This window comes from Gemmiger formicilis (genome assembly GCF_024462815.1).
GTDB lineage: Bacteria > Bacillota > Clostridia > Oscillospirales > Ruminococcaceae > Gemmiger.
The window spans coordinates 1-255 of the sequence record NZ_JANGCG010000080.1 but is presented as its reverse complement, the minus strand read 5'-3'; the positions used below and the strand labels follow the sequence as shown (position 1 = coordinate 255).

General features: G+C 47.5%; 1 pseudogene. It reads right to left on the bottom strand.

Annotated elements, in window-relative coordinates:
• Window positions 1–255 (bottom strand): annotated as a pseudogene (locus NE623_RS14575) (ATP-dependent zinc metalloprotease FtsH); the annotation flags it as partial.

The following is a 255-nucleotide window of genomic DNA, read 5'->3' as shown; positions in this document are numbered from 1 at the left end:
CAAAAACCAAGACAGCGTAGCGTGACCGGCTTCGTGTAAGGCAATAGTACGCTTTTCTTCGGCAGTCATGATTTTGGTTTTCTTTTCCAAACCACCGATAATACGGTCTACAGCATCTAGAAAATCTTGTTTCCCAACCGCATTCTTACCATGGCGGGCGGCGATCAGTGCTGCTTCATTACATACATTGGCAATATCTGCCCCACTGAATCCCGGAGTTTGACGGGCGAGCAAATCCAGATCAACACTTTCGTC